Source organism: Promicromonospora sp. AC04 (genome assembly GCF_003058225.1).
Classification (GTDB): Bacteria; Actinomycetota; Actinomycetes; order Actinomycetales; family Cellulomonadaceae; genus Promicromonospora.
This window is the reverse complement of sequence record NZ_QBUG01000012.1, coordinates 25,918-49,434: the sequence shown is the minus strand read 5'-3', so window position 1 is coordinate 49,434 and position 23,517 is coordinate 25,918. Positions and strand designations below refer to the sequence as shown.

Annotated in this window: 16 protein-coding genes; 13 read left to right on the top strand and 3 right to left on the bottom strand. The window is 72.9% G+C overall.

Going from position 1 to position 23,517, the window contains the following annotated elements; all coding sequences use genetic code 11:
* Window positions 1-11 precede the first annotated feature (11 nt).
* From C8K30_RS25760 to C8K30_RS31425, 3 genes are read left to right on the top strand one after another with little or no spacing between them, the layout of a single operon-like run.
* On the top strand, window positions 12-851 hold the full coding sequence (locus C8K30_RS25760) for a hypothetical protein (RefSeq protein ID WP_199230709.1): 840 nt from the start codon (window positions 12-14) through the stop codon (window positions 849-851).
* Window positions 848-1,840, top strand: a complete 993-nt coding sequence (locus tag C8K30_RS31710) for a prephenate dehydratase domain-containing protein (protein WP_304590816.1) — start codon at window positions 848-850, stop codon at window positions 1,838-1,840. The genes C8K30_RS25760 and C8K30_RS31710 overlap by 4 nt, the downstream gene beginning before the upstream one ends.
* Entirely contained in the window at window positions 1,837-3,183 is a 1,347-nt protein-coding gene (locus C8K30_RS31425; protein ID WP_233257460.1) for a prephenate dehydrogenase/arogenate dehydrogenase family protein, read from the top strand. Before C8K30_RS31710 ends, C8K30_RS31425 begins: the two co-directional genes overlap by 4 nt.
* A 449-nt stretch (window positions 3,184-3,632) precedes the next feature.
* Here C8K30_RS31425 and C8K30_RS25740 read toward each other — a convergent pair whose 3' ends face one another.
* Window positions 3,633-5,348: an FAD-binding dehydrogenase gene (locus tag C8K30_RS25740; RefSeq protein WP_108495763.1), complete on the bottom strand. Its 1,716-nt coding sequence runs from the start codon at window positions 5,346-5,348 to the stop codon at window positions 3,633-3,635.
* A gap of 138 nt (window positions 5,349-5,486) precedes the next feature.
* A complete protein-coding gene (glgX, locus tag C8K30_RS25735; protein ID WP_108495762.1) occupies window positions 5,487-7,799 on the bottom strand; it encodes a glycogen debranching protein GlgX in 2,313 nt (770 codons plus the stop codon).
* 72 nt (window positions 7,800-7,871) lie between these two features.
* Here glgX and C8K30_RS25730 point away from each other — a divergent pair, with 72 nt between their 5' ends.
* The 7 genes from C8K30_RS25730 (at window position 7,872) to C8K30_RS25700 (ending at window position 17,064) form a co-directional block, all read left to right on the top strand.
* Window positions 7,872-8,684 carry an electron transfer flavoprotein subunit beta/FixA family protein gene (locus C8K30_RS25730; RefSeq protein WP_108495761.1) on the top strand — a complete coding sequence of 271 codons (813 nt, stop codon included), beginning with the start codon at window positions 7,872-7,874 and terminating at the stop codon, window positions 8,682-8,684.
* Between the two features lie 14 nt (window positions 8,685-8,698).
* The gene (locus tag C8K30_RS25725) at window positions 8,699-9,676 is read left to right on the top strand and encodes an electron transfer flavoprotein subunit alpha/FixB family protein (RefSeq protein ID WP_108495760.1); all 978 of its coding nucleotides are present in this window, start codon (window positions 8,699-8,701) and stop codon (window positions 9,674-9,676) included.
* Window positions 9,677-9,724: 48 nt separating this feature from the next.
* Entirely contained in the window at window positions 9,725-10,843 is a 1,119-nt protein-coding gene (locus C8K30_RS25720; RefSeq protein WP_108495759.1) for a HesA/MoeB/ThiF family protein, read from the top strand.
* A gap of 127 nt (window positions 10,844-10,970) precedes the next feature.
* The gene (locus tag C8K30_RS25715) at window positions 10,971-13,133 is read left to right on the top strand and encodes a PhoX family phosphatase (RefSeq protein ID WP_108495758.1); all 2,163 of its coding nucleotides are present in this window, start codon (window positions 10,971-10,973) and stop codon (window positions 13,131-13,133) included.
* A 134-nt stretch (window positions 13,134-13,267) separates the two neighbouring features.
* Entirely contained in the window at window positions 13,268-14,554 is a 1,287-nt protein-coding gene (locus tag C8K30_RS25710; RefSeq protein WP_108495757.1) for a cysteine desulfurase family protein, read from the top strand.
* A complete protein-coding gene (gene mnmA, locus C8K30_RS25705; RefSeq protein WP_108495756.1) occupies window positions 14,551-15,891 on the top strand; it encodes a tRNA 2-thiouridine(34) synthase MnmA in 1,341 nt (446 codons plus the stop codon). Before C8K30_RS25710 ends, mnmA begins: the two co-directional genes overlap by 4 nt.
* A gap of 135 nt (window positions 15,892-16,026) precedes the next feature.
* On the top strand, window positions 16,027-17,064 hold the full coding sequence (locus C8K30_RS25700) for a hypothetical protein (RefSeq protein ID WP_108495755.1): 1,038 nt from the start codon (window positions 16,027-16,029) through the stop codon (window positions 17,062-17,064).
* Between the two features lie 1,315 nt (window positions 17,065-18,379).
* On the opposite strand, the gene C8K30_RS25690 is transcribed toward C8K30_RS25700, so the two are convergent.
* A complete protein-coding gene (locus C8K30_RS25690; protein ID WP_108495866.1) occupies window positions 18,380-20,539 on the bottom strand; it encodes a prolyl oligopeptidase family protein in 2,160 nt (719 codons plus the stop codon).
* A gap of 442 nt (window positions 20,540-20,981) precedes the next feature.
* Here C8K30_RS25690 and C8K30_RS25685 point away from each other — a divergent pair, with 442 nt between their 5' ends.
* The 3 genes from C8K30_RS25685 (at window position 20,982) to C8K30_RS25675 (ending at window position 23,466) form a co-directional block, all read left to right on the top strand.
* Window positions 20,982-22,592 carry an ATP-binding protein gene (locus C8K30_RS25685; protein ID WP_199230708.1) on the top strand — a complete coding sequence of 537 codons (1,611 nt, stop codon included), beginning with the start codon at window positions 20,982-20,984 and terminating at the stop codon, window positions 22,590-22,592.
* Window positions 22,589-23,002 carry a roadblock/LC7 domain-containing protein gene (locus tag C8K30_RS25680; RefSeq protein ID WP_199230707.1) on the top strand — a complete coding sequence of 138 codons (414 nt, stop codon included), beginning with the start codon at window positions 22,589-22,591 and terminating at the stop codon, window positions 23,000-23,002. The genes C8K30_RS25685 and C8K30_RS25680 overlap by 4 nt, the downstream gene beginning before the upstream one ends.
* 110 nt (window positions 23,003-23,112) lie before the next feature.
* Entirely contained in the window at window positions 23,113-23,466 is a 354-nt protein-coding gene (locus C8K30_RS25675) for a DUF742 domain-containing protein (protein ID WP_108495752.1), read from the top strand.
* Window positions 23,467-23,517: the final 51 nt, after the last annotated feature.

The following is a 23,517-nucleotide window of genomic DNA, read 5'->3' as shown; positions in this document are numbered from 1 at the left end:
AGGTTGCGCACATGCTTGGACGTAGCGAGCGGGAGTCTCCCGCGCATGCGGTGCTTGCCGCGCGGATGGCGGGTTGGAACGACCCGGTCGAGCTGCTGGACCTCGGCACCACGGCGGACACGCTCGCCACGGTCGCGAGCATCGAGGCCCTGGCGGCCGTGGTGCACCTGGGACACCCGGAGCACCCGGCGCCGGGCCTCGAGCGCGCGCTCCTGGAGGGCGCCTCGTCGCTCATCGTGACGGCCGCGGTGGCCGTGCCCGGCCAGTGGGTGTGGGTCGGCGCGGGTGCCACGGTGGGCCAGGTGGTCATCGACGAGGCCGGTATGCGGGACTGCGCGAGCGTGCTGCGCGGCCTCGGCGTGAGCCCCCGCCTGGTGCCGACGCGCGCGACCGTCGAGGAGCGCATAGCGCTGGCGGGCGAGGGCGGATCCCTGGTCATCGAGCGGTCGCGGGTTCCAGCGGGCTTCGCGGAGCTCCCGGACAGCGCGGCCCTCGCCGAGGGCGGCCCCGTCTGGTACGGGCTGCTGGAGTCCCGCGACAACTGGCCGGAGTTCACCGAACCCGCGCAGGTGTGGCTCGCGTTCGGCCCGGCCGACGACCACCTCGGCTCCCTGCAGCCCACCCTCGCGGTCATCGCCGACGCCGGGCTCGACCTGGACCACCTGCGCAGCCAGCCGTCGTCGGGCGGGCCCCACGTGTTCTTCGCGTCGTTCTCCTGCCCGACGTCGGACGCGCTGACCGACCTGGTCGCCGCGCTCACCGAGCGCGGCGTCGCGCACCGCACGCTGGCCGTGCTGCCGGGCGAGGCCTTCGTGCCCGGGCCGGACGCCCTGACCCCGCGATGGGCATGACGGTGCCGGGTGGCCCTGCCGAGCACGGCACCCGCGTCGCGTACCTGGGCCCGGAGGGCACGTTCACCCACCAGGCGGCACTGGAGTGGGCCCGGCTGCACGCGGCGTCCGGGAGCTCCGCCGACGACGTCGCCGCCGAACCGCTCGACACCGTCAAGGACGTGCACGACGCCGTGGCGGCCGGCGGCGCCGACGTCGGCGTGGTCGCCATCGAGTCCTCCGTCGAGGGCTACGTGGTGCCGTCGCTGGACGCCCTGCTGTCGAGCGCGGACGTCGTCGCCGTGGACGAGGTGACGCTAGACGTGTCGTTCGACGCGTTCGTGCGCCCCGGCCACGGCGAGCTGACGGAGGTGTCCGCGCACCCGCACGGTCTGGCCCAGTGCGCGGGCTTCGTGACGAGCACCGGGCTGGCGACCGCCCCGGCGTCGTCCAACGCGGCGGCCTGCCGCGATGCCGGGCCCGGGACGATCGCGCTGGGCCCCACGATCTGCGGCGAGCTGTACGGGCTGGAGACGTACGCGAAGGCGGTGGAGGACTTCCGCGGCGGCCGCACCCGGTTCCTCGTCCTGACCAGGCGGGGCGAGGCCGGTGCGCACCTGGCGCGGTCGCGCGCCGCCGGCGTGACGGCGTGGAAGACGATGCTGGCGATCACCCCCGTGGTGACCGGGCCGGGCGTGCTGGCGCGGATCACCGCCGCGTTCGGCGACCGGGGCGTGAACATGTCGAGCCTGATCACCCGGCCGCTCAAGGCGCAGCAGAGCAAGTACGTGTTCGTGGTGACGCTCGACGAGGCGCCGTGGGACCCGGGCGCCCGGGACGTCCTGAGCGACCTGCTCGCCGCGGGCGACTCCCTCAAGACGCTCGGCCTGCTCCCGGCCGGCGGGTCCTTCGCGGCGCTCGACGGCGTGCTCGACCCGGACCATGTCCCGGTCGGCTCGGTGTCGGCGTCGGACTCGGCCGAGGCGCGCGAGCGGGGACTGCTGTGGTGAGCGGCATCGGCGCGGCGCGGGTCGGCATCATCGGGCTCGGCCTGATCGGCGGCTCCCTGGCCCGCGCCCTGCAGGCGGCGGGCGTGCCCGTGGTCACCACCGACCCGTCGTCGGCCGAGGACGCCCGGGCGGCGGGCCTCACGGTGGCCGACGACGTCAGCGGGCTCGCCCTGCAGCGGCCCGACGTCGTGGTGCTCGCCGCGCCCCTGCGCGCCATGCGATCCGTCGCGGGGGAGCTCGCCGAGGCGCTGGCCGGCGAGCCGGGCTGGGACCCGACGGTGACCGACGTCGGCTCGGTGAAGGCGCCCGTGCGGGAGGCCGTCGTCGAGGCCGGGCTGGGTGACCGCTACGTGGGGGCGCACCCCATGTCGGGGACGGAGCGAAGCGGGTTCGCGGCGTCGTCCGCGGGGCTGATGCAGGGGATTCCGTGGGCGGTTACGTACGCGGCGGGGGGTGCGGTGTCTGGTGCTGGTGCTGGTGCTGGTGCTGGCAGTGTTGTGTCTGGTGCAGGTGCGGGTGGCACTGGCGGTGTTGGTGCAGGTGCAGGTGCAGGTGCAGGTGCAGGTGGCTCTGGCGGTGTTGGTGGCGGTGTTGGTGGCGGTGCTGGTGCTGGTGGCGCTGACGCTGCTGGCCCTGCTGGCCCTGCTGGCCCTGCTGGCCCTGCTGGCCCTGCTGGCCCTGGTGGCGGTGCTGGTGCTGGCGCGTCCGGTGTGGCCGATATGGCTGGAGGAGGCGTGGTCGGGGTCGGGGCGGCAGGCATGGCCGGAACCGACCCGGCCCGCCTGGAGCTGGTGCTGCGCCTGGTCACGGGCCCCCTGGGCGGGACGGCCGCGGTGCTCACCGACGAGCTGCACGATGAGGCGGCCGCCCTCGTGTCACATGTGCCGCACGTGCTGGCCAACCAGCTCCTCGGGGCCGTGGCGGGTGCCCCGGTGCGTGACCTCGCGCTGCGGCTCGCCGCGGGTTCCTTCCGGGACGGCACCCGGGTGGGCCTCACCGACCCGCGCCGCACCGAGGCGATGGTGACCGAGAACGCCGCCTGGGTCGCCCCCGTGCTCAGGCTCGCCGCCCGGGACCTGGAGCGGCTCGCGGAGGCGCTGGACTCCAACGCGCCGACGCACTGGTTCTTCGACCGCCCCGACCCGGTGCGGGAGCGGCTCGGCCGCCCGGGCGGTTCCCGCGTGACGGGGCTGCACCCGGGCGACGCGGCCGCCGGCTCCGGCGTCGGCGCGGATGTCGAGACGGTGCCGCTGACGGGCGACTGGCCCGCGGAGCTGGTGGCCCGCTGTGCCCGGGGCGCGGTAGTGATCGCCCTGAAGGACGGCAAGGCCCTGCTCCGGTAGCCCCCGCCCGTCGGCGGGCCGCTCTTGAACTTGATTCAGCAGGCTCTTTGAGACCGGTCCCCCGGGCTTCATGGACTCATTGGGCCTGCTGAACCCAAGTCAGCCCGCGCTGGCCCGTCCGGAGATCACCCGGTGCAGCCGGCCGACCCGCCGCTCAAGGGTCGGTTGGCCTGACGGCCGGGCCGCCGAACCGCAACTTGGCCATGGACCTCGGCGTCGAACCGAAACAACCGGGTCCATCCGTACCCGGATCGACTCGCACCCTTCGGCTCGGCGCCCGGATCGACTCGTACCTTGCGGTTCGGCGTCCGGTGGGGACCGGTAACCTGCGGTTCGGCGTCCGGTGGGACTCACGTCTTGCGGTTCGGGGTCCGGTGGGACTCGCAACCTGCGGTTCGGCTCACGTCGGGGACTCGGAACTTGCGGTTCGGCGCCGGTGGGCAGATCGGCTACAGCGCGTCAGCCAGGGCGCGGCCAGTTGTTCGGCCCGTGAAGAGGCAGCCGCCCAGGAACGTGCCCTCCAGCGCGCGGTGGCCGTGTGCGCCGCCGCCGCCGAAGCCCGCGGCCTCGCCCACTGCCCACAGGCCCTCCAGCACGTCGCCGGACGGGGTCAGGGCGCGGCCGGTCTCGTCGCACCACAGGCCGCCGAGCGTCTTGCGGGTCAGCACCGACAGCCGGACGGCGAGCAGCGGCCCGTCCTTGGGGTCGCTGAGGGCGCGCGGCGGCGACACGCGGATCGCCTTGTCCACGATGAAGTGCCGTGCGGCCGCCGTCGCCACGACCTGCGGGTCCTTGCCCAGCCCGGTCGCGACCTGCGCGTCCCGGGCCGCGATGAGGGCGGCCAGCGCCTCGCCGTCGATGTGTCCCGAGGACCCGGGCGTCGCCTCGGTGAGGGCGTTCATCTTCCCGGCGAGCTCGGCAGGCGAGTTGGCCCAGAGGAACTCGTCCGACTGCTCCGCGAAGGTCCGCACCGGCACCGACCTCCCACGCACGCGCTCCAGCAGGAGGGGCACCGACTTCCCGGTCAGGTCGGGGTTCTGCTCGGAGCCCGACAGCGCGAACTCCTTCTCCATGATCGTCTTGTTCAGCACGAACCAGGAGTGGTCGTCGCCGCGCGTGGTCACGTGCTGCAGCGCGCCGAGCGCGTCGAAGCCCGGGAACAGCGGGCCGGGCAGGCGGCTGCCGTCGGCGTCGAGCCACAGGGAGGACGGGCCGGGCAGGATCCGGATGCCGTGCTTCGACCAGACCGGCGAGTGGTTCGCGATGCCCTCCGGGTAGTGCCACATGCGGTCCTCGTGCACAAGGGCCGCTCCCGAGGCCTCCGCGACGCCGAGCATGAGCCCGTCCGTCGAGTCCGGCACGCCCGACAGCATCCGCTCCGGAAGGTGCCCGGCGTCGGCGGACCAGCGGGCGCGAGCCAGGTCGTGGTTCGCGCCGATGCCGCCGCTCGCGACGACGACGGCCTGTGCCGACAGCTCCACCTCGCCGGTCACCGCGCGGCTGGAGGGCTCGCCGCGCCCGGCGTCGTCGTCCGCGAGGATCTCCGCGCGCACGCCGGTGACGCGGCCGTCCGTGACGACCAGGGACGTGACCCGGTGCCGGAAGCGCAGGTCGAGCAGCCCGGCCCGGTTCGCCTCGTGCGCCGCGGCCACGAACGGCTCGACGACGGCGGGGCCCGTGCCCCACGTGACGTGGAAACGCGGCACCGAGTTGCCGTGCCCGCCGGCGGGGTAACCGCCGCGCTCCGCCCACTGCACCAGCGGGAACCAGCGCACGCCTTTGGCGTGCAGCCACGGTCGCAGGTCGCCCGCGGCGAACTCGACGAAGCCCTTGGCCCACCGGTACCCGAACCGGTCAGGACCCTCGCCGCGGTCGGCCCCCGGCGAGAACTGGGCGGAGCCCAGCCAGTCGGCGAACGCGAGGTCGAACGAGTCCTTGACCTTGAGGCGCCGCTGCTCGGGGGAGTCGACGAGGAACAGCCCGCCGAACGACCACCACGCCTGCCCGCCCAGCGACGCTGCCGGCTCCTGGTCGAGCAGGATCACCCGCTTGCCCGCTGCGGTCAGCTCGGTCGCGGTGACGAGACCGGACAGCCCGGCGCCGATGACGATGACGTCGGTGTCGACCGCTGCGGCAACGTCGTTGTTGGAGACGGAGTCAGTCATGAGCGCACTGTAACCACGACGCACCCCCGGTGGTACCAGCGCCGGACCACACCATGGGTGAATCCCTTGGCTGTGGGCGCGACCGTTGCGACTATCCGTCCGGTTTGGGCGCAACGGTCGCGCCCACAACCAGACGGGTCAGGCGGAGCCCGGCGAGAGCAGCACGTGGATGTTGAGCGCGTCCAGAGTCACCGACGTCCGGGGGCCGGCCTCGTCGTCGGGCACCTCGGGGGCGTCCCAGGCGGAGTCCCACACCAGCTCCCATGGCGTGCATTCGGGGCGGGGCTGCGGCAGCGTCACCTCGACGTCGGCCAGGCCGCCGTTGATCACGAGCAGGACGTCCGCGTCGCCCACGGCCGGCCCCGGCCGCAGCATCTGCAGCACCCGCCGGCCGGGCTGGTTCCAGGTGTCCGGATCCATGGGCGCCCCTGTCTCGGAGAACCAGAGCAGGTCCGGGTCGGACTCGTTCGGCCTGGGCGAGCCGAGGTAGAACGAGTCGGCGCGCAGCGCCGGGTGCTCCCGCCGCAGCCGCAGCAGGTAGCGCGTGGTCTCCAGGAGGTCGGTGGCGGCGTCGTCCAGCGCCCACCGCAGCCAGGAGACCTCGTTGTTCTGGACGTACGCGTTGTTGTTGCCGCCCTGGGTGCGGCCGAACTCGTCACCCGCCGTGAGCATCGGGGTGCCGGCCGCGAGCAGCAGGGTGCCCAGCAGGTTGCGCTGCGACCTGCGACGGGGCGGCACGATCGCCTGCCAGGGCTCCGTCGTGGCGTCGTCGCCCAGCGGGGTGTGGCCCTCGATCCCGTGGTTCCACGACAGGTTGTTGTCCGACCCGTCGCGGTTGTCCTCACCGTTGCCCTCGTTGTGCTTGTGGTCGTAGGCCACGAGGTCGGCGAGCGTGAAGCCGTCGTGCGCCGTCACGTAGTTGACCGACGCCACGGGCCCGCGCACGAGCGGCGGGTCGCCCGGCCCGAACAGGTCGGCGCTCCCGGCCAGCCGCGTGGCCAGGTCGCGCAGGCCGCGCATCTCCTGCCCGCGCACGCCCTGCTTGGGCGCGTCCAGCCAGAACCCGCGCACGGCGTCGCGGAACCGGTCGTTCCACTCCGCCATCGGCGGCGGGAACGACCCCGTCTGCCATCCGCCGGGCCCCACGTCCCAGGGCTCGGCCACGAGCTTGAGGCCCGACAGCACCGGGTCCGTCTGCAGCGCCACCAGGAACGGGTGGTCCGGGTCGAAGCCGACGGCGTCACGGCCCAGAGTCACCGCGAGGTCGAACCGGTACCCGTCCACGCCGACCGTCTCGGCCCAGTACCGCAGGGAGTCCAGGGCCATCTGGATGACCCGCGGCCGCCGGAAGTCCAGCGAGTTGCCCGTACCCGTGACGTCCGCCAGCGCGGCGGGCGAGGCGCCGTCGTGCAGGTAGTAGACGGGGTTGTCGAGGCCGCGCCAGGCCAGGTGCAGGCTGTCGTCGCCGCCTTCGCAGGTGTGGTTGTAGACCACGTCGAGCAGCACCTCGATACCCGCCTGGTGCAGCAGGTGCACCATGCCGCGCACCTCGTCGAGCACGGCCTCCGCGCCCTGGTCCTGGGCGGCCCGGGTCGCGTAGGCCGCGTTGGGCGCGAAGAAGCCGAGCGTGTTGTAGCCCCAGTAGTTGGTCTGCCCGTGAGCGGCGAGCCGCGGCTCGGCCACGCTCTTGTGGATCGGCAGCAGCTCCAGCGTGGTCACGCCCAGGCTCAGCAGGTGCTCGACGACGGCCGGGTGGGCCGCCCCCGCGTACGTGCCGCGCAGCTCGGCCGGGACGTCCTCGCGCAGCATCGTCAGGCCGCGCACGTGCGCCTCGTAGACCACGGTGTCGGCCCAGGGCACGCGCGGCCGCGTGAGCGGAGGAGGCGGCGGCAGCTTCCCGAGGACGACGGAGTGCGGCACGTACGCCAGCGAGTCGGTGCCGTCCGCCGCGCCGTAGGGATCGCCGAGCCACCAGCCGCCCTCGTGCTCCGTGCTCACGGAGCCGATCACCTCGGGCCCGTACCGCAGCCGGCCCGCGAACCCGCGGGCGTACGGGTCGACCAGGAGCTTGGCCGGGTTGTGCCGCATCCCCGCGCGCGGGTCCCACGGCCCGTACACGCGGAAGCCGTACCGCTGGCCCGGCGCGACGTCCGGGACGTGCGTGTGCCAGACCCCGTACACGGGGCCCACCATCTCGAACCGGCGCTCGGTGTACCGGCGCGGGTCGTGCTCGTCCAGGGCCGGGTCCGTGACGTCGATCAGGCACAGGTCGACGGCGGTCGCGTGGGACGCGAGGACGGCGGCGTCGATCCCGCCGTCGGGCGTGACGTACACGCCGAGCGGCGGGACGTGGCTGCGGCGTGCCGTCGGCCGGATGAGCGGCCGGACGACCGGCCGGGGCGCCGGGTCGCCCGGGGCACGCTGCGGTTCTGCTCGTCGTGACTGCACCATGCCCCCAATCGTCGCAGGCGCGTCCGTGGACCGAATCAGTCCCGCACCGCCCGACGTCGTACCGTAAACCCCATGCGCATAGTGGTCACCGCCAAGTACGTCCCGGACATCAACACGGACCGCGGTTTCGACGACGGCCGGGTCGTGCGGAACGCCGGCGAGGGCACCCTCAACGAGCTGGACGAGAACGCTATCGAGGCGGCCCTCCAGCTCGTCGAGGCCGAGCGGGAGTCCGGCCGCATCGGGCCGTCCGACGGCGAGGTGGTGGTCGTCACCATGGCCGGGCTCGACGGCGACGTCGCGCTCCGCAAGGCGTTCCAGCTGGGCGTTGACCGCGGCATCCGCGTGTCCGACGACGCCCTGGCCGGCTCCGACTACTTCGGCACCGCCGCGGTGCTCGCCGCGGCCGTCCGCAAGCTCGGCGAGGAGTCCCCCGTGGACCTCGTGGTGACCGGCATGGCGGCGCTGGACGGCCTGGGCTCCGTGGTCCCGACGCTGCTCGGCGCCGAGCTCGGCCTGCCCACCCTGAACCTCGCCATGAAGGTCGAGCTGGCGGGCGGCGTGCTCACCATCACCCGCGAGATCGACGACGTCACCGAGCAGCTCTCCGGCCCGCTGCCCGCCGTCCTGTCCGTGACGGACTCGGCCAACCAGCCGCGCTTCCCGGGCTTCAAGCTCATCATGGCCGCCCGCAGCAAGGAGATCGAGGTGTGGTCCCCGGCCGACCTCGGGCTCGACCCCGCCGCGGCGGGCAGCGCGGGCGCCCGCACCGAGACGCTGTCGGCGGCCCCCCGCCCGGCGCGCCCCGAGGTGGAGCTCGTCACCGACAAGGGTGAGGGCGGCGTGGCGCTGGCCGACTTCCTGATCCGCAACGACCTGGTCTGAGAGAGAGACACCCGATGACCAACCGCACAGTCCTGGTCCTGCTCGACCCCGCGACCGAGGTCCGCACCAGCACGCTCGAGCTGCTCACCATCGCCCGCGGCCTCGGCCGGGTCGAGGCCGTCACCCTGGAGGCACCCACCGTCGAGGTGCTGGCCCAGCTCGGCGCCTACGGCATCGAGACCGTGCACCAGGCCGAGCCCGCCCGCGACGGCGCCTGCGTGAGCGGCGACGAGCGGCACCTGCCCGCCGTCGTCGCCGCCGCTCTGGCCGCCGCCGTGCGCCTCACCGACGCCGACGTGGTGCTGCTGCCCACGTCGTTCGCCGCGAAGGAGGCCGCGGCGCTCGCTTCCCACGAGCTGGGCGCGGGCCTCGTCATCGACGCCGCCTCCGTGCGCGAGGCGGACGGCCGGATCGTGGCAGGCAAGCGTGTCTTCGCCGGCTCGTGGGACACCGAGTGCGCGGTGACCACGGACGTCGCGGTGGTGACCGTCCGGGCGAACTCCGCGGTCGCGCAGCCCGTCGCCGCCGCCGTCGAGCCCGTGACCGAGGGTTTTGCCGTCGAGGTGGCCCCGTCCCCGGTGACGCTGCTGTCCCGTGAGGTCAAGGCCGACACGAGCGGCCGGCCGCCGCTGGACCAGGCGGCGATCGTGGTGGCCGGCGGGCGCGGCACCGAGGGCGACTTCGGCCCGGTCGAGGACCTCGCGGACGCGCTCGGCGCCGCCGTCGGCGCGTCCCGCGACGCGGCGTTCGAGGGCTGGTGGGACTCCTACGTGGGGCAGACCGGCGTCACGGTCGCCCCGCGCGTCTACATCGGCGCGGGCATCTCGGGCGCTCCGCACCACCGCGGCGGCATGCAGGCGTCCCAGGTGATCGTCGCGGTGAACAGCGACCCGGAGGCGCCGATCTTCGAGATCTGCGACTTCGCGGTGGTGGGCCAGCTGGCGGACGTCCTCCCGCAGGCCGCGGCGGAGATCCGCAAGCACAAGGGCTGAGCTCGCGGAGGCTCACAACCAAGACCCGCGACGTGGTGGAATGACGTGATGGAGACGTTCCCGCCGCAGCTTGCGCCCGTCGAGGGCCGCTTGGCGCCCGCCGAGCGGCGCAGGGCCGCGCGGCACCTCCTGCTCGACGGGTTCGGCATGGCGGCGCAGGAGCGCCTCGCCGCGTCGCGGGTCGTCGTGGTGGGCGCGGGCGGCCTCGGGTCGCCGGTGCTCCAGTACCTCGCCGCGGCGGGCGTCGGCACGCTCGGCATCGTGGACGACGACGTCGTCGACGCCTCCAACCTGCAGCGCCAGGTGCTGCACTCGGTGGCCGACGTCGGGCGCGCCAAGACGACGTCGGCCGCCGACGTGCTGCGCGGGCTGGCCCCGGACGTCGAGGTGATCGCCCACCGCGAGCGGCTGACCCGCGACAACGCCGCCGCGATCCTCGGTGGATACCACCTGGTGGTCGACGGCTCGGACACGTTCGAGACGCGCTACGCCGTGTCCGACGCCGCGGCGAGCCTCGGCCTACCCGTCGTCTGGGGCACCGTGCTGGGCTGGGACGGCCAGGTCAGCGTGTTTTGGTCGGCGGCGCCGGACGGGCGAGCGATCACCTACCCGGACGTGTTCGGCCCGCAGCCGGACGAGGGGGAGTCGTGTGCGACGGTGGGCGTGCTCAGCCCGGCGTGCGGCGTCGTGGGCTCGACGATGGCGGTCGAGGCCGTCAAGGTCCTGACCGGTACGGGTGAGCCGGCGCTGGGCCGCCTGCTGGCCTACGACGCGCGCACCTCCGCGTGGGACACGATCGAGCTGGCCGCGCCGCCGTCAGGCCCTTCCGATGGCACCGCGGAGGAGGGCTCGCCTGCTGCGGACGCGAGGGTTGCGGGCGCGACGCCGGTTCCGGCCGCTGCCGACGCGGACCCGGTACCGGCGGCGCCGAGCGGGCCGGGCGTGCTGCTGCTCGACGTCGGGCTGCGGCCGGGCGCCGTGCCCGGCGCGGTCTTCGCGCGGCTGGAGGACCTGGCGGCCGGGACCTTCCCGCCCGAGCTGCTGGACCACCCCGTCGACGGGCCGGTGGTGGTGGTGTGCGAGCGCGGGCTGCGGTCGCGGGGCGCGGAGCAGCTGCTCCGCGCCGAGGGGTGGCGCGACGTCACGAGCCGCGCCATCCTCGGGTGAAGATCGACCGTCCCACCTCCTGGACACCTCGCGTTCACCTGGACGTACCGGACCTTTCGTGGGCGAGACACCGCCTGCTCCTAGGTTGACGACGACCTACCCCCCAGCTCGGACCGGAGAACCTCCGATGACGATCGCCCCTGAGAACCGCCCGCTGCTGACGGTGCACACGCACGCGCGCGGCAAGCGCAGCCCCGTCACGTGTCGGCTCAAGTGCAATGACGCGTGCCTCCACCCCGCTCCCAACGAGAGCGCCAACGAGTACTTCAAGGATGTCGTGAGCTCGGTGCTGTCGCGCCGCGCCATGCTCGGCACGCTGGCGGTCGCCGCCGGTGCCGTGGTGATCGGCGCACAGGGCGCCGGTGCGCCGTCGGCCGCCGCCGCGACCCTGCCCGAGGGGCGTCTCCCCGGGACCGGCTACGGCCAGGGGCTCGCCTTCGGTGCGATCGACCCGCAGCCCGTCGACGTCGACGCGCTGGTGGTGCCCGAGGGCTACACCTGGGACCCGATCATCCGCTGGGGTGACCCGATCCTCCCGGGCGCACGCACCTTCGACCCGAACAACCAGTCGCCGGAGCAGCAGGCCAAGCAGTTCGGCTACAACTGCGACTACCTCGACATCCTCCCGATCAGCCCCGGCGAGAAGCACCGTGGCACCCGCGGGATCCTGGTGTCGAACCAGGAGTACACCAACGCCGAGATCATGTTCCCGCCCACGGCGAAGTACTGGGACACCGCCGCCGACGGCAGCCGCACCAAGAACGCGTACTCCCGCGCGATCGAGCGCGCCGCGCACGGCATGGCCGTCGTCGAGGTCCGGCGCCGCGCGACGGGCAAGCCGTGGGACTACCAGCGGATCAGCCCCCTCAACCGCCGCATCCACCTGGGCACCGAGTTCGTCGTCGACGGCCCCGCGGCCGGCTCCGACCTGCTCAAGACCGCCGCGGACCCCACGGGCACCCGCGTCCTTGGCACCATGAACAACTGCGCCGGCGGCACCACGCCGTGGGGCACCGTCCTGTCGGGCGAGGAGAACTTCAACGGCTACTTCGTGGCCGCCGGAGCCAACCCGACCGCCGACGCCCGCTACGGCATCACCACCTCCACCAGCTACGGCTGGGAGGCCGACGAGCCGCGCTTCGCCCAGTCGGAGGGCTACGAGAACGAGGCCAACCGCTTCGGCTGGATCGTCGAGCTCGACCCGTACGACCCGCAGGCGAAGCCCGTCAAGCACACCGCGATGGGCCGGTTCAAGCACGAGGGCGCCAACGTCACCCTGTCCAGCCGCGGCCACGCCGTCGCGTACATGGGTGACGACCAGGCGTTCGACTACATCTACAAGTTCGTGTCCTCAGGCCGCGTGGCCAAGGGCGACTCCCGGTGGGCCCGCGCCCACAACAAGACACTCCTGTCCGACGGCGACCTGTACGTCGCGAAGTTCACCGGCGACTCGCCGGCCGCCGAGATCGACGGCTCGGGCGCGGTCCCGTCCGACGGCGCCTTCGACGGCTCCGGCCAGTGGCTGCCCCTCGTGGTCGACGGCGCCAGCAAGGTGCCCGGCATGTCCGTCGAGGAGGTGCTGGTCTACACCCGACTGGCCGCGGACGCCGTCGGCGCCACCAAGATGGACCGGCCGGAGGACGTCGAGATCAGCCCGGTCACGGGTCGCATCTACGTGGCCTGCACCAACAACTCGGGCCGCACCCCCGGCAACGCGGTCGAGGGCCCCACCGAGCCCAACCCGCGCAACCGCAAGGTCGTGGGCGGCGTCACCACAAACGGCAACCGGGACGGCCACGTGGTCGAGATCATCCCGTCCGGCGACCAGACCTCCACCCGCTTCACGTGGAACCTGCTGATCGTCGCGGGCGACCCCGCCGTCGAGGGCACGTACTTCTCCGGCTACCCGCGCGAGCGGGTGTCGCCGATCTCGTGCCCGGACAACCTGGCGTTCGACGCCGAGGGCAACCTCTGGATCTCGACCGACGGCCAGCCGAGCTCGTCCTCGATCGCCAAGTGCGACGGCCTGTTCAAGGTGCCGGTCGCCGGCCGGGAGCGTGGCCACGTCCAGCAGTTCCTCTCGGTGCCCGCTGGCGCCGAGACCTGCGGGCCGCTGGTCGACTCCCGTGACGGCATGGTCTACGTGAACGTGCAGCACCCGGGCGAGAGCGGTTCGTACGAGTCGCCGGACTCCTACTTCCCGGACTACGTCGCAGCGGGCACCACCCCGGAGGCCGGCGACTTCAGCGGCCCCCGCCCGACGGTGGTACAGGTCTACCGCAACCGCTGACCCCGCGACAGCGAGGTAGAACCGCAGCGAAGTCGAACCGCAGTGGAAGCCGCGGTACTGCTTCGCTGCGGTTCTACTTCGCGGATGTCACATCCGCGGGATGCGATCGGGGCCCTCGGGCGTTCGTAGACTTGATGACCGTGACCAACCCGCCCCCTGACTCCGCGCGCAAGCCCCTGATCGCGAGCGGCGCGCACGGTGAGCCGACCCGAGAGCCCGAGAGCGCGTACCTCGACCACGCCGCGACCACGCCCATGTCGGCCGCGGCGCTCGCGGCGTACGTCGCAGAGGCGCAGCGCACCGGCAACGCGTCGTCGCTGCACTCCGCCGGCCGGACGTCGCGGCGTGCCGTCGAGGAGGCGCGGGAGACGCTGGCGAAGTCGCTGGGCGCGCGGCCCAGCGAGGTCATCTTCACGTCCGGCGGCACCGAGGCGGACAACCTGGCGATCAAGGGCATCTTCTGGGGGCGCCGCGCGCAGGACCCGTGCCGCACCCGGATCCTCGTCTCCGCGGTGGAGCACCACGCCGTGCTCGACCCCGCGTTCTGGCTGGCGGGCCACGCCGGCGCGGACATCGTGCTCCTGCCCGTCGACGCCGAGGGCCGGCTCGACCTCGACGCCCTGCGCGCCGACCTCGCCGCCCACGCCACCGAGACGGCCCTGATCAGCGTCATGTGGGCCAACAACGAGGTCGGCACGGTCCAGCCCATCCGCGACGTCGTGCGCGCGGCGCGACCGTACGGCATCCCCGTGCACACCGACGCGGTACAGGCCGTCGGCCAGGCCGAGGTCGACTTCACCGAGTCGGGCGTGGACGCCATGACAGTCACCGGCCACAAGCTCGGCGGCCCCGTCGGCGTCGGCGCCCTGCTCGCCAAGCGCGACCTGGCGCTCGACGCGGTGATCCACGGCGGCGGCCAGGAGCGTGGCGTGCGTTCGGGCACGCTCGACGCCGCCTCGATCGCGGCCTTCGGCGTCGCCGCGCGCCACGCCGTCGACTGCCTGCCCGACCGCGCGGCCCGGCTGGCCGCCCTGCGCGACGATCTCGTCGCCCGGGTGAGCGCCGCCGCGCCCTCCGCCGAGCTGCGGGGCCCCGACCCGGCGTCGGGCGAGCGGCTGCCGGGGAACGCGCACTTCACCTTCCCGGGCGCGGAGGGCGACTCGCTGCTCTACCTGCTGGACTCGGCGGGCGTGCAGGCGTCCACGGGCTCGGCGTGCCAGGCGGGCGTGCCCCAGCCCTCGCACGTGCTGCTCGCGATGGGCGTGCCCGAGGCCGAGGCCCGTGGCGCCCTGCGCTTCACGCTCGGGGCGACGTCCACCCAGTCCGACGTCGACCGGCTCGTGGCCGCGCTGCCGCAGGTCGTGGCGCGGGCGCAGGCCGCGGGCCTGGTCTCCGGGCGTGCGATGGGAGGCACGGCATGAGGGTGCTCGCCGCCATGTCGGGCGGCGTGGACTCCGCGGTCGCGGCCGCGCTGGCCGTGGAGGCGGGGCACGACGTCGTGGGCGTGCACATGGCGCTGTCCCGCAACCGGGACCAGTTCCGCACGGGCTCGCGCGGCTGCTGCTCCATCGAGGACGCGGGCGACGCCCGCCGGGCCGCCGACGTGCTCGGCATCCCGTACTACGTGTGGGACCTGTCCGAGCGGTTCGAGGACACGGTGGTGGCCGACTTCCTGTCGGAGTACGAGGCGGGCCGCACGCCCAACCCGTGCGTGCGCTGCAACGAGCACATCAAGTTCGAGGCCCTGCTCGACAAGGCGACGGCCCTCGGGTTCGACGCCGTCGCGACGGGCCACTACGCGCAGATCGAGACGCGCGAGGTCGCGCTGCCCGACGGCGGGCGGCGCACCGTGCGCGAGCTGCACCGCTCGCCGAACGACGCCAAGGACCAGTCGTACGTGCTGGCGGTAGCCGGCCCGGACCGGCTGGCGCGCGCGATGTTCCCGCTGGGCGGGTTCGCGTCCAAGGACGAGGTGCGCGCCGAGGCGGCGAAGCGCGGTCTGTCGGTCTCCGCCAAGCCCGACTCCTACGACATCTGCTTCGTGGCCGACGGTGACACCCGCGGTTTCCTGCAGTCCCGCCTGGGCTCCCGGCCGGGCTCCGTGGTCGACACCGACGGCGAGGTGGTGGGCGAGCACGACGGCGCCTACGCGTTCACCGTGGGCCAGCGGCGCGGTCTCGCCCTGGGCCGCCCGGCCGAGGACGGCCGGGCGCGGTACGTGGTGGACGTGCAGCCCGCGACGAACACCGTGGTCGTGGGGCCCGCCGAGCTGCTGAGCGTGGACCGGATCGCGGGGGAGAAGGCACTCTGGTTCGACGGGGTGCTCGAGCCGCCGGTGTTGGTCGGGGCGGCCTCGCAGGCCGAGACGGCCTCGTCGGTCGAGATGGTTTCGTCGGTCGAGCCGGCCGACACGGTTTCGTCGGTCGAGCCGGTCGAGGCACTCGGAGAGGTTCTCCCCGATCCGGACGGCTGGTTCGACGCCGAGGTGCAGGTCCGGGCGCACGGTGCCCCCGTCCCGGCGCGAGTGCGGTCCATCGCCCCGGTCGGCGACGCGTATGGTGACGGCGTAGCGGACGGTGAGCGGTCGGCGTCGTCCGCCGCTGGGACGGGAGTGGCCGCACCTGGCATGGAGATCGAGCTGACCGGAGCTCCGCTGCGCGGCGTCGCGCCGGGCCAGTCAGTGGTGGTGTACCGCGGCACGCGGGTGCTGGGCCAGGCGACGGTCTCCCGGGCGTGGCGGGCCCCAGCGCCGCAGTAGCCCCTTGGCAATTGACCGAACCCGTTGATCTCGGTCCGTTGCCATGAGATCGGTCCATTGATTGACCGATCTCATGGCAACGGACCGATCTCGCCGAGCAAGGCACTAAACCTGAACATCTGAACGGGGAGAGCGATGACTGCTGTGAGCGGGCACGGGCCATGGCCAGGAGGCGAGCGCGACGTGCTCGAGGCGCAGCAGCTGGCGCTGGGTGAGCTCGCGGAGCTGCCGACAGGCGTCGACGCTGTGCCGTTCCTGACGCAGCTGACGCAGCGTGGCCCGGGCGCCGACGCCCTCGGGCGGACGGCGGCGCTCCTGACCGAGATGCCCGTCGAGCTGGGCCCGCACGGCTGGAAGCTCACCGAGCGCCCCGGCGCGGACGCGCGGCGGGCCGAGGCGTTCTGGCGCGAGGACCTCGGCGCGCTCGCCATCGCGGCGCACGGCCACGTGGGACCGCTCACCGTGGAGGTCCTGGGGCCCTGGACGCTGGCTGCCCAGCTGTGGTCGGCCCGAGGGGACCGCGTCCTGGCCGACGGCGGCGCCCGCAACAGCCTGGCCCTCGCGCTCGCCGACGGTCTGCCCACGCTCATGTCGGACATCGTTGCCCAGGTGCCCGGCGCCCAGGTGACGGTGCAGCTCGCGGAGCCGCTGCTCGGCCAGGTGCACGCGGGCGTGCTGCCGACGTTCTCCGGGTTCTCGCGGCTGCGGGCGGTGGCAGGGCCGGAGATCGTCGAGGGCCTGGAGCCGGTGCTCGCGGCGGTGCGGGACGCGGGCGCACGCTCGGTGGTGCACCTCGGCAGCACGTGGGTGGGGGTGCCGCCAGTGGTGCTCGCTGGTGCGGACGCGCTGGGGCTCGACCTGGCCGACGTCGGGCCGGGTGGCTGGAACGAGAACGCCTGGGAGCTGATCGCCCGCGCGATGGAGCGCGGCACGAAGCTGTGGGCCGGCCTGCCGCCGGCGCAGATCTCACAGTGCGCGGGGCCGGCGCTCGGCCAGCTCGCCGACCTCGTCGGGGTGCCGTGGCGGCGGATCGGCCTGCCCGCGGCGCAGCTCGACGACGTGACGCTGCTGGCCGCGCCCCGGAGGGCGCTCGGCTCGACGGACGAGCATCGGGCGGAGCTGGCCAACCTCGGCCGCGTGGCGGAGGCCCTGGCGGAGAAATCGGAGGCGTGACGGCGACCAGGCTTCTGACTCGGCGACTGAATGCGCCGAGTCAGTCACCCGGCCCGACATGCTGACTGACTCGACGCCGCCGAGTTCCCGAGTCAGTCATCTGGTTCCTCTCGAAGTTTTCCACAGGTTTATGTTCGATGTTGCTCCTTCCGCTGGATTGATGGCCAATATTGTTGGGTGACACGAGAACCTGACTACGTGGGCAACCTGCGGCATATCGCTCGGTGGCAGCAGGCCAGACGCGACGGCACCGACCCCACCGCGCGGATGCACTCCGCGGATCGGGCGGACCGTCCGACCGTTCCCCGGGCAGTGCCATACCAGCGGGGCGAACGGAGGAGGCTCGCAGAGGACGCTCGCGCCGGCCGGCTGGACCGGATGCGCCGGGGCGTCTACCTCAGGCCGTTCGTACCGTCCGGGCGCGCGAGCCGGGACACCGAGATCGTGATGATGCGTCGTGTGCGCGGGGTCGTGGAGGCATCGAGCGTGGACCTGTGGTTCAGCCACACGACGGCGGCGCTTCTGCACCGGTGCTGGACCTACCGCACGTCCGAGACCGTCCACGTGACGTACCTCGTCAAGCCACACGTCGCAAGGGGGGCGGACGGCGACGTGCGCAAGCACTGGACGGCGTTGCCCCTGCGGGACCGCGCGGTAGTCGACGAGATACCCGTCACGGCCCTCGAACGAACGGTTGTGGACTGTGCGCGCATGCTGTCGTTCGAGAGCGGCGTCGTGCTGGCCACGTCAGCCTTCCGCCTTGGAGCGAACCCGAAGTTGGTCGGCGAGCTGCTGGACGAGATGGGTGGCGCACGAGGGATTGTCAGAGCGCGCGAGGTCGCCGCCGCCGTCGAACCGGGTTGCGCCTCGCCCGGCGAGGTGCTGGCCTACCTAGCGGCCAGGCGCCTACGGCACCGGCGGCCGGAGACCCAGATCCCGGTGGCGACGCGGCGTGGCGTCTACTGGGTGGACTGCGGATGGTCGGATCTCCGGATCGGTTTCGAGTTCAACGGCGCAGTGAAGTTCTCGGGTGGCTCGTACGGCGATCCGGACGCCAGGCAGCGCGACCAGTCCGTGCGAGCGCAGGCGCTCATGGAGGCGGGCTGGTGGATCGTGGACCTGTCGTGGGCGGACGTGGACGACCAGGGCATCTCGAGCTCGTCCTGCGCCGGGCGATCGTGGACCGCCGTCGCCAGCACGGACGATGAACCCGCCGACTGCCTCGGCGTCCGGAGAGCGTCGAGTCAGTCAGCGGGTCGGACAATGCCACTGACTCGGCGACTTGAATGCGCCGAGTCAGTGTCGTCGTCCGGCGTCAGGCGGCCAGGCGTTGCCACAGGAACGTCCAGTGCGTGGCCGCCATGTAGGCCGCCTGCGCGTTGTTCGCCGCCCCGCCGTGGCCGCCCTCGATGTTCTCGTAGTACGTCACGTCCTTGCCCGCGGCCAGCATGAGCGCCGCCATCTTGCGGGCGTGGCCGGGGTGCACGCGGTCGTCCTTGGTCGACGTCGTGAACAGCACCGGCGGGTACTCCCGCGCGGCGTCGAACAGGTGATACGGCGAGAACGTCCGCACGAACTCCCAGTCGTCGGTGTCCGGGTCGCCGTACTCGGCCATCCACGACGCGCCCGCGAGCAGGTGCGAGTACCGCTTCATGTCCAGCAGCGGCACACCCACGATGATCGCCCCGAACAGCTCCGGGTACTGCGTCAGCATGTTGCCGGCGAGCAGCCCGCCGTTGGAGCGGCCCTCCATCCCGAGCCGCGCGGGGACGGTGATGCCCTGGGCGACGAGGTCGCGCGCGACGGCGGCGAAGTCCTCGTACGCCTTGTGCCGGTTCGCCTTCAGCGCGGCCTGGTGCCAGGCCGGCCCGTACTCGCCGCCGCCGCGGATGTTGGCCACGGCGTACACCCCGCCGCGGTCCAGCCACGCGCGTCCGACCGTGCCCGAGTAGCCGGGCAGGATCGCGTGCTCGAACCCGCCGTAGCCCCACAGCAGGGTCGGCGCCGGGCCGGCCGCCCCGGAGACGAGGTCCGCCCGGCCGACGACGAAGTACGGGACGCGCGTGCCGTCGTCCGACTCCGTGAACTGCTGGCGGACCTCCAGGCCCGCCGCCTCGAAGTACGACGGCGCGGACTTGAGCACCTCGGGCGTCCCGGGCTCCTCGCCGGGACCGACGACGGTGGTGCGCGCCAGCGTCGACGGCGTCAGGTACCCGGTGGTGACCACCCAGACGTCGTCGGAGTCGACGACGTCCACGGCGCCGACGCCGACCGTGAGCAGCTCGCCGCCCACGGGGAGGTCGGAGGGGACCCACTCGCCGGCCGGCGAGGCCGGCGGCGTCAGCACGTGCAGCAGGTTCTTCACGTCGTCGAGCACGTTGAGCACGAGGTGGTTCCGGGTCCAGGTGATCCCGGCGAGCGACGTCGTCGCCGTCGGCTCGAAGAGGACCGTCAGGTCGCGGGACCCGGCCATGAAGTCGTCGAAGGGGGCGGCCAGCAGGGACCCGGCGCGGTGGGTCGTGTCGCCGAGCGCCCAGTCGTCGCGCAGCCGCACCAGCATCCACTCGCGGTGCAGGCCGACGTTCGCCGAGTCGGGCACGTCGATCTTGGTGAGGGTCTGCTCGGGCGTGCCCACGTTCGTGGCCAGGTACGTCTCGTTGGCGTAGAACCGCAGCGCGCGGTGCACCAGGTCCCGCTCGAAGCCCGGGGTGTGCGAGCGGGACGCGCTGATGTACATGTCCTGCTCGGTGCCCTCGTAGACGAGGGTCGCCTCGGCCAGAGGGGTCCCGCGGCGCCACCGCTTCACCTGCCGGGGGTAGCCCGACGGCGTCATCGTGCCCGCGCCGAAGTCCGTGTGCACGTACACCGTGTCGGCGTCGACCCACGCCAGCCCGCCCTTGGCCTGGGCCCGGACGAACCCGCCGTCGGCCTCCGTCACGAACTGCTTGGTGACCAGGTCGAACTCGCGCGTCACGTCCGAGTCGGAGCCGCCGGGCGACAGGTCGACCAGCGCGTGCCGGCGGGGCTCGCCCGCCGCGAGCTGCTCCGGCGTCGGGCGCAGGACGCTCGCGCCGTGCCAGACCCAGCTCTCGCCCTCCTGCTCCGCGAGGGCGTCGAGGTCGAGGACGGTCTCCCACTCGGGCTCGGCGGTCCGGTAGGAGTCGAGCGTGGTGCGGCGCCACAGGCCGCGCTCGTGCTCGGCGTCCTGCCAGAAGTTGTAGTAGTGCTCGCCGACCTTCGAGACGTGCGGGATCTTGTCGTCCGAGTCGAGGACCTCGCGTACCGCCCGCTCGGTCTCGGCGAAGGCGGGGCCGCCGAGGGCGGCCGCACTGTGCGTGTTGCGCTCGCGCACCCAGTCCAGGGCGGTGTCGCCCTCGACGTCCTCGAGCCACGCGAACGGGTCGGTCGCGGTGGGGTCGAGGGGGGTTGCCGGGAGAGCGGTTCGGGGTGCGGTCTGGGTGTGCTCGACGCTCATGGAGAGCACCCTACGCGGCCGGTCGGAGAGTCCGCCGACGTTTTCCACAGACCCTCACGAACCCCTCGGACGGCGAGACCCGCCCCGTCGCCGCCGTCGTGCCGCTTGCCGTGCACCTGAATCTTGTGTGCCCGATTTTTGCTGTTTTGAGGCGTTACCAGGCCTAGGGCCGTCCACAATCCTCATTGGCACTTATTTTCGCTCGTCGCACCACGCTCCTGCCCTTCCACGCGTGGGACGCCCTGTGGTAGAAACTGCACTCCAGGGGGTTGTTCGCCTCCTTCAGCCGAGTTCGTGGAGCAGGCTGCGGTTTTCGCCGTGTCCGGGCTTCCCAAACTCTGACGAGACAACTCTTAGGGGGATCGGCTCGGTGAGCTCGATGTCTTCTTCTCCTCCGCCGAGCAGGCTGCGCCAGGTTGCACCCTGGGTGTGCGTCGCCGGCGTGCTTGCTTACGTACTCGTAGCACCCGTCCTTTTCACTGCCACGGGCGCCAGCTCCACGTGGCCCGCATGGCTCGTCGGCATCGCCGCCGTCGGTCTGGCCGTTGCGGCCGCACTGATCGCCGCGCGGTCCTCACGGGACGACATGGCCGCGCACGACGAACTGGTCCTCGCGTACCGCCGGGCCGAGGAGCGCGCCGAGGCGGCCTCCACCGCCCTCGACGCCCTGGCGAAGGAGCAGCTGCCCGCGTTCCTCGACAGCGAGCCCGCCCCTCCCCTCCCGCACCTTCCGGGTGACTCCCGCGCGCAGGCTCGTCTCGACGAGGCCGCCGCGATGCTCGCCCGGGTGCAGGAGGAGCGCGTCGCGCGCCGCGACGCGGTCCAGGTCGCCGTGGTCGCCCTGAGCCGCAAGGTCCAGGCCGCCGCGCACCGCATCCAGGAGGAGGCGGCGCGCATGGTGCAGCGCCACCCCACCGACGCGGACATCCTGCAGACCTCCATGCGCGTCGACCACGCGGCGGCCCAGCAGGCCCGCCAGGCCCAGAGCCTCGCGGCCCTGTGCGGCGAGTGGCCGGGCCAGCAGTGGAGCGAGCCGCTCCCGCTGCCCGACGTCGTCAAGGGCGCAGCCAGCCGCATCACGGCGTTCCACCGGGTCGAGGTGTCGGGTGACCCCGGCGTCGCCGTCTCGGCGCGCATCGTCGAGCCGCTCATCCACCTCGTGGCCGAGCTGCTGTCCAACGCAACGCAGTCCTCCCCGCCGACCACGCAGGTGCTCGTCGCGCTGCGCCAGGTGCAGCGGGGCGCCGTCGTCGAGATCGACGACTGCGGCGTCGGCCTCGACCTCAAGCAGCTCGAGCAGGCGCGCGACATCGCCTCCGGCAAGCGCGAGATCAGCATCACCGAGCTGGGCGAGATCCCGCAGACGGGCCTCGCCGTGGTCGGTACCTACGCGCGTCGCCACGGCTTCCGCGTGGACGTCACCGAGTCGGTGTACGGCGGGCTCCGCGCCATCGTCATGATTCCGGCCGAGCTCACCGAGGCCGTCGTGCCGTCGGGCATGCTCACGCCGTCGGCGACCCTGCCGAGCGCCAGCATGCCCTCCACCGGGGTCGCGGCGCTGGCGTCCAGCCGAGCTGCCACTGCTGTCGTCGAGGCGCCGCTCGCGCCCGAGCTGCCCACCGCGAAGCCTGCCGACGACGACGAGTGGCCCGCGCCCGCGGCGCCCGACGCCGTGACCGTGCTGCCCGTCGAGCCGCTGAGCGTGGCCGGCGACGTGGTCGACGAGGAGGAGACGCCCGTGGCCGGTGCCCAGGTGAAGGCCCCTGGCGAGCTGCCCCTACGCCCTGGGCGAGCCCGCCCTGAGGACGAAGAGTTCCCCGAGCCGGCTGCGCTTCCGCAGCGGCGGTCACGCCGTGGAGAGACGGACTTGCCCGACGACCGGACCGAGACCAGACAGGAGCCCCGTACCGAAGCTCCTGGCCCCGCTCAGACGGCCGAAGAGGCCGGTGAGTGGATGGGCGCCTTCTTCAGCTCGAGCGAGGCCCGGTTCGGGGACTCACCTGACAGCAGCGAACCGTCGGCTGGAGCCGGCGGAACTTCGGAGGACCGATGACTACGCAGGCCGACGGCATGACGAGCACCGACGGCAACAGCTGGATGCTCGAGCTCATCAGTGGGGTACGGGGTGTCAAGCATGTTGTGGTGCTCACCTCGGACGGGCTGATGAAGGTTCGGACGGAACAGACCCCGCTGGACGTGGCCGACAAGGTAGCCGCGGCATGTGCCGGACTTGCTGCACTGGGGATCGGAATGGCCAGGGAGTTCGGGAACAGTGACACGATCCGCCAGGTGATGGTGGAGTACGACGGCGGGTTCCTCTTTGTCCGAGGGGCCGGCGACGGCTCCCGCCTCGCGGTCGTCACGGACACGGTGATCGACCCGGCGCTGATTGCCCAGCAGATGCAGGCCCAGGTCCTCATGATCGGGGAACGCACGCTGGGCACGGAGCGGATCTCCAACTGAGCCCGTCTCCGGCGTCGTCTCGGAAAGCAGTACTCGAGCCCTACGCGGCCCGGGGGTTCAAGGCACCACCAGCTCGACCGATACCTGACCGACCGACAGGGGGCGAGGGGATGGACACCGAGGAGTACCGCGACCACCCGGTGCGCTCGTACGTACTCACCTCGGGGCGTGCGCACCCGTCGCGGAACACTCTGCGACCGGAAACGCTGCTGCGCGCCGTCGAGAGCCGGCCAGTGCTCTCGACGGCGGGGCGGCTCGAGCGTGAGCTGGTGCAGCTGTGCCACGGCACGCTCGCGCTCGCAGAGGTGGCGGCGTACCTGCAGCTACCGGCAAGTCTCGTGACGGTCATGGTCTCGGACCTGGTCGACGCGGGGAACCTGACGATTCGTTCCAACCATCAAGCGCACGTCCTGCCCGGCAAGGACATCCTGGAGAAGATTCTCGATGGACTCCGCAAACTCTGACCGCACTGCACCTGGACAGCATCTGGCGCCGACCGTTGCACGGTCGGTCAA